Source organism: Aeromicrobium sp. CnD17-E (genome assembly GCF_024124745.1).
In the GTDB taxonomy this organism is placed as follows: Bacteria; Actinomycetota; Actinomycetes; order Propionibacteriales; family Nocardioidaceae; genus Aeromicrobium.
On the sequence record NZ_JAMXRU010000146.1, the window covers coordinates 1 to 5826 of the forward strand.

Here is a 5826-nt window from a genome sequence, read left to right on the forward strand (position 1 = left end):
TCGACCATCACCTGGCTCTGGCGCAGCGGGGCGTCGGTGCGCAGGACGCGGGGGAAGGCGCGGTGCAGGACGCCGAACGCCTCGAGCACGAGGTCGTGCCGCGTGCGCACGTGCGAGCGCTCGTGCTCGAGCACCGCCTGCAGCGCCTCGTCGTCGAGCGAGGCCACCGCGCCGCTGGAGATGACGACGCGGGGGTCGCGCAGCCGGGGGATGCAGTAGGCCACCGGCGTCTGCTCGGCCAGCACGCGCACGGCCGGCAGGGCGCCGTGCGGCTCGCCCAGCAGGTCGACGAGCTCGCGGTGCCGCGCCCGGCGCTGCGAGGTCTCCCGCCACACCTGCCAGGCGGCCCACCAGAAGCGTGCCCAGACCAGGACGCCGATCCCCATGATCAGGACGTGCAGCACCACCCGCCAGGGCGCGGGGTCGGGATCGGTCACGAGCCAGAGCGCGGTGGACAGCGCCGCGCCGGAGATCGCGAGCACGGCCGCGAGCGCGAGCGACTGCCAGAGCACGATGCCCGCGGCCGGTGCGAGCCGGGGCCACGCCGCGCGCGACAGCAGCGCGGGGACCGGGAGGGCCAGCGCGAGGCCGATCGCGCCGAGCAGCAGGGGCGTCATGGCGTGCCCGGCGCCTCGATCTCCTCCAGCGCCGCGCGCAGGGCCGCGGCCTCGGCCGGGTCGACCGTGCGCGCGAAGTGCACGAGGGCGGCGGTGCGGTCGCCCGAGCTGTCGAGCGTGGCGTTCAGGAGCTCGGCCGTGGCTGCCTCGCGCGAGAGCGCCGCGGTGTACCGGAACGCCCGCCCGTCGCGCTCCCGGCTGACCATCTCCTTGGCGCCGAGCCGGTCGAGCACCGTCATGACGGTCGTGTAGGCGAGGTCGGCGGACCCGCCGGCCTCGAGCCGCTCCTGCACCTCGCGGACGGTCAAGGCGCTGGTGGCGCGCCACAGGACGTCCATGACGGAGCGCTCGAGGGAGCCGAGGGAGCGGGAGGACGGGGGCATGTGACCTAATCTACTACGTGATGTAGGAGTTTGGCTTGCCGGGACGCCGTCGCGAGTCCTACGCTCGGTAGTAGTTACTACGGCATGTAGTAGTTCACGCAGCGGAGGCGTCGCATGGAAGCGCTCGACATCGCCCGGTGGCAGTTCGGCATCACGACCGTCTACCACTTCTTCTTCGTCCCGGTCACGATCGGGCTGGTCTTCCTCGTCGCCATGCTCCAGACCGCGTGGCACCGCACGGGGAACGAGAAGTACCTCCGGCTCACGCGCTTCTACGGCAAGCTCTTCCTGATCAACTTCGCTCTCGGCATCGCGACGGGCATCGTCCAGGAGTTCCAGTTCGGCATGAACTGGAGCGACTACTCGCGCTTCGTCGGCGACGTCTTCGGGGCGCCGCTGGCGATCGAGGGACTCCTGGCGTTCTTCCTGGAGTCGACCTTCCTCGGGCTCTGGATCTTCGGCTGGGACCGGCTCAGGCCTGCGGTCCACCTGGCGTGCATCTGGCTCGCGGCGATCGGCACCGTGCTCTCGGCCTACTTCATCCTTGCCGCCAACTCGTTCATGCAGAACCCGGTCGGCTACCGCATGGACGAGGAGTCCGGCCGGGCCGAGCTCACGGACTTCTGGGCGGTCATGACCAACAAGGTCGTGCTCGTCACCTTCCCGCACACGATCTTCGCGTGCTTCATGGTGGGCGGCGCCGTGGTCGCCGGCGTCGGGCTCTGGCAGATGCTGCGCGGTCCGCGTCGCGACGACGAGGAGGAGCGCGAGGCTTTCCGGACCGCCGTGCGTCTCGGAGCCGTCGTGCTCCTCGTCGCCGGCGCCGGGACGATGGTCTCCGGAGACTTCCAGGGCAAGGTCATGACCGAGGTGCAGCCGATGAAGATGGCGGCGGCGGAGGGGCTGTACGAGGACGAGGCGCCCGCGTCGTTCTCCCTGCTCACCGTCGGCACGCTCGACGGCAGCGAGCCGCTGTTCGAGGTCAAGATCCCGCGCCTGCTGTCCTTCCTGGGCACCGGCACCTGGGACGGCGAGGTCCGCGGCATCGACTCGCTCCAGGAGGAGTACGAGCAGCGGTTCGGACCCGGCGACTACGCGCCGAACATCCCGGTCACCTACTGGACGTTCCGCGCGATGATCACCGCGGGCGGACTCGCGATGGTCGGTGGCGCCTTGCTGCTCTGGGCCACCCGACGGCGGCGCCTGCCGTCGCTCGCCACGTGGGAGGGACGCTGGCTGCTGCGCACCGCCGTCGTCCTGCCGTTCCTGCCGCTCGTGGCGAGCTCGTTCGGGTGGATCTTCACCGAGATGGGCCGCCAGCCCTGGGTCGTGTTCGGGCTCATGGAGACCTCGGCCGGGGTGTCGCCGGGCGTGAGCGCGGGCGAGGCGCTCACGACGCTCGTCGGCTTCACCGCGCTCTACGCGGCGCTCGCCGTCGTCGAGTTCCGCCTCCTGCTCACGTACATCCGCAAGGGCCTGCCCGACGCCGACCCGCCCGAGCTCGTCGACGACCCGGACGCCCCGCTCGCGTTCGCCTACTGACCGCCCACCCCCTGCCCCAGGAGACCGTCATGGAGCTCACCACCGTCTGGTTCGTGCTCATCGCCGTGCTGTGGATCGGCTACCTCGTGCTCGAGGGGTTCGACTTCGGCGTCGGGATGCTCACCGCCGTGCTGGCCCGCGACGAGAAGGAGCGGCGCGTGCTGCTCAACACCATCGGCCCGGTGTGGGACGGCAACGAGGTGTGGCTCATCGTCGCCGGCGGCGCCACGTTCGCGGCGTTCCCCGAGTGGTACGCCACGTTGTTCAGCGGCTTCTACCTGCCGCTCTTCGTCATCCTGGTCGCGCTCATCCTGCGCATCGTCGCGCTGGAGTACCGCAGCAAGCGTCCTGCCATGGTCTGGAAGCGACGCTGCGACGTCGGCATCCTGATCGGCTCGGTGGTGCCCGCGGTCCTCTGGGGCGTCGCCCTGGCCAACCTGGTGCGCGGCGTGCCGATCGACGCCGACAAGGAGTTCGTCGGCTCCGTCGTCGACCTGCTGAACCCGTACGCGCTGCTCGGCGGCCTCGTCACCCTCACCGTCTTCCTCGTGCACGGCGCCGTGTTCGTCGGCCTGAAGACGGTCGGCGACATCCGCGAGCGGGCGCGTGCCCTGGCCCTGCGCGTCGGGGTCGTCGCGGCGGTGCTGGCCACGGTGTTCGTCGGGTGGACAGCCGGCCGGGACGGCGACGCCGTCGTCTGGGCGGCCGGTGCCGTGGCCGTGGCGTGCTTCGCCGCCGCTCTCGCGGCCGCGTCGGCCCGGCGTGAGGGCTGGGCGTTCGTCGGCACGGCGCTGTCGATCGCCGCGGTCGTGGTGATGCTCTTCACGGCCCTGTTCCCCGACGTCATGGTCTCCTCCCTCGACCCGGCCTGGAGCCTGACGACGACGAACGCGGCGTCGACGCCCTACACGCTGACGATCATGACCTGGGTCGCGGCGGCCTTCACGCCCCTGGTCGTCGGCTACCAGGCGTGGTCGTACTGGGTGTTCCGGCGCCGGATCGGGACGCACCACATCCCCGACGACGTCCTGGCCCCCACCTCCTGAGCGCCCTCGACCACCGGATGCTGCGGACATGAGACCCCTCGACCCCCGGCTGCTGCGCCGGTCCCGACCCGTGCGGCGCTTCCTCGTCGCCACCGTGCTGCTCGGCCTGGTGGCCGCGGTGGCCGTCGTCGCCCAGGCCTGGCTGCTCTCGGCCACCGTCGTCGCCCTCGTCGACGGCGCAACGCCGACGTCCGTGGCCGCGGCGCTCGCAGGCGTCTTGGTAGCGCGCGGCGTGCTCGCGTGGGCGCAGGCGACCACCGGCACCCGCGCCGCGGCAGCGGTCAAGGCCGGGCTGCGTGACGACCTCGTCGAGGCCGTGCTCGACCAGCGACGCACCGGCCCCGCGCCGTCGAGCGCACGCGTCGCCACGCTGCTCGACACCGGGCTCGACGCCCTCGACGGCTACGTGGCCCGCTTCCTGCCGCAGGTGGTGCTGACGGCCCTGGTCCCGGGGGCCGTGGTCCTCACGCTGCTCGCCGTCGACCCGCTGTCGGCGCTGATCGTCGTGCTCACGCTGCCGCTCGTGGTGACCTTCCTCGTGCTCGTCGGCATGGTCACCCGCGACCGTCTCGACGGTCGCTGGACCGAGCTGCAACGGCTGGGCCGTCACTTCTCCGACGTGCTCGCCGGGCTGACCGTGCTGACCGGCTTCGGGCGCGACTCCGGCCGCGGGCTCCGTGAGGTGGGGGAGCGGCACCGTCGCGCGACCATGACCTCGCTGCGCACCGCGTTCCTGTCGTCGTTCGTGCTCGAGCTCTTCTCGACGCTGTCCGTCGCCCTGGTGGCGGTCGCCGCCGGCCTGCGGCTCGTGACCGGCGACCTCGACCTCGCGACCGGGCTGCTCGTCATCGTGCTGGCCCCGGAGGCGTACCTCCCGCTGCGTCGGCTCGGCACGCTCTTCCACGACAGCACCCAGGGCCTGGCGGCGGCCGACGAGGCCCTCACGCTCCTCGACGGCGAGCAGCGGACGGGCCACCTCCTGGTCGACGGTCCCGCGCCGGTGGACGTGCACGACCTGGTCGTCGTCCACCCTGGGCGCGAGCGCCCCGCCCTCGAGCTGCCCGACCTCACGCTGCAGCCGGGGGAGTTCGTCGCCGTGACGGGGCCGTCCGGTGCCGGCAAGTCGACGTTGCTCGCCGTGCTGCTCGGCTTCGCGCTGCCGACGAGCGGCTCCGTGCGGGTCGGCGGCCTGCCCGTGGTCGAGCTCGACCCGGACGCCTGGCGGCGGCAGGTGGCCTGGGTCCCGCAGGACCCGCACCTGCTCGCCGGCACCGTCGCGGACAACGTCCGGCTCGGCCACCCTGCGGCCTCCGACCAGGCGGTGCTGGCGGCACTGGCGGACGCAGGAGCCGCCGACCTCGCTCCCGGACGCGAGGTCGGCGAGCAGGGACAGGCGCTGTCGGCGGGGGAGCGTCGCCGCGTCGCGGTCGCTCGGGCCCTCCTGCGGGTGCGCGACGGCGGGGCGTGGCTCGTGCTGATGGACGAGCCGACCGCCGGTCTCGACGCGGATCGGGAGAGCACCGTGCTGGGGACGCTCTGCCGCCTGCAGGAGTCGGGCGACGTGACGGTCCTCGTCGTGGCCCACCGCGCCGAGACGGTGGCGGCGGCGTCGCGGGAGCTCCGCGTGGACCGTCCGATCGTGGTCGTCGAGCCTGTACCGGCGACGGAGGCGACGGAGGCGACGCCGTGAGCCGCCGGTCGCGCCTGCTCGCCTCGTCACGCACCCGGCTCGCCGCCGGCGGCACGCTCGGCGTGCTGGCCCAGCTGAGCTCGCTCGGGCTGCTGCTCACGTCGGGATGGCTGGTCGTCCGCGCGGCGGAGCAGCCGCCGGTGCTCTACCTCATCGTCGCCGTCACCTCGGTGCGGATGTTCGGGGTCGCGCGCGCCGCGCTGCGCTACGCCGAGCGGCTGCTCACCCACGACGCCGCCCTCGCCCGCGGGATCGACCACCGCGTGCGCTCCTACGAGGGACTCGCCCGCGTGATGCCCACGGCCGGCGCGACGCGTCGTGGCGACGTCGTCCACACCGTCGTCGCCGACGTGGAGGCGCTGCAGGACGGTCTGCTGCGTCTGCGGCTGCCGTGGGTCTCGGCCCTCGTGACGTGCGCGGTCACGGTCGCCGTCGTCGCGCTGGTCCTGCCGACGGCGGCCGCGGCGCTCGCCGCGTTCGTCGGGACGGCCCTGCTGGCGGCGCGCGTGGTCGTCCCGAGGCTCGCCGGCGCCGAGGGCAGCGCCCCG

Annotated in this window: 5 protein-coding genes and 1 pseudogene; 4 read left to right on the forward strand and 2 right to left on the reverse strand. The window is 73.1% G+C overall.

The features are described from left to right. Window positions 1-617 (reverse strand): M48 family metalloprotease (locus NH339_RS16970; protein WP_253027187.1); only part of this gene is annotated, 617 nt, incomplete at its 3' end. Beyond that, window positions 614-1000 carry a BlaI/MecI/CopY family transcriptional regulator gene (locus NH339_RS16975; RefSeq protein ID WP_253027188.1) on the reverse strand — a complete coding sequence of 129 codons (387 nt, stop codon included), beginning with the start codon at window positions 998-1000 and terminating at the stop codon, window positions 614-616. The genes NH339_RS16975 and NH339_RS16970, both read right to left, overlap by 4 nt. Before the next feature lie 114 nt (window positions 1001-1114). On the opposite strand from NH339_RS16975, the gene NH339_RS16980 reads away from it, so the two are divergent. The 4 genes and pseudogenes from NH339_RS16980 to NH339_RS16995 all read left to right on the forward strand — a co-directional run. Next, window positions 1115-2542 (forward strand): cytochrome ubiquinol oxidase subunit I, encoded by a 1428-nt coding sequence (locus tag NH339_RS16980; RefSeq protein ID WP_253027189.1) that lies wholly within the window; start codon window positions 1115-1117, stop codon window positions 2540-2542. 29 nt (window positions 2543-2571) lie between these two features. Next, window positions 2572-3588: a cytochrome d ubiquinol oxidase subunit II gene (gene cydB / locus NH339_RS16985; RefSeq protein ID WP_253027190.1), complete on the forward strand. Its 1017-nt coding sequence runs from the start codon at window positions 2572-2574 to the stop codon at window positions 3586-3588. 28 nt (window positions 3589-3616) lie between these two features. Then, window positions 3617-5278, forward strand: a complete 1662-nt coding sequence (gene cydD, locus NH339_RS16990) for a thiol reductant ABC exporter subunit CydD (RefSeq protein ID WP_253027191.1) — start codon at window positions 3617-3619, stop codon at window positions 5276-5278. Beyond that, a pseudogene (locus NH339_RS16995) lies at window positions 5275-5826 on the forward strand (ABC transporter permease); the annotation flags it as partial. The gene cydD and the pseudogene NH339_RS16995, both read left to right, overlap by 4 nt.

Excerpts from the sequence above, each read along its gene's own strand:
- NH339_RS16975 (WP_253027188.1), bottom strand. The coding sequence starts at position 1,000 with ATGCCCCCGTCCTCCCGCTCCCTCGGCTCCCTCGAGCGCTCCGTCATG.
- NH339_RS16980 (WP_253027189.1), top strand. The coding sequence starts at position 1,115 with ATGGAAGCGCTCGACATCGCCCGGTGGCAGTTCGGCATCACGACCGTC.
- cydB (WP_253027190.1), top strand. The coding sequence starts at position 2,572 with ATGGAGCTCACCACCGTCTGGTTCGTGCTCATCGCCGTGCTGTGGATC.
- cydD (WP_253027191.1), top strand. The coding sequence starts at position 3,617 with ATGAGACCCCTCGACCCCCGGCTGCTGCGCCGGTCCCGACCCGTGCGG.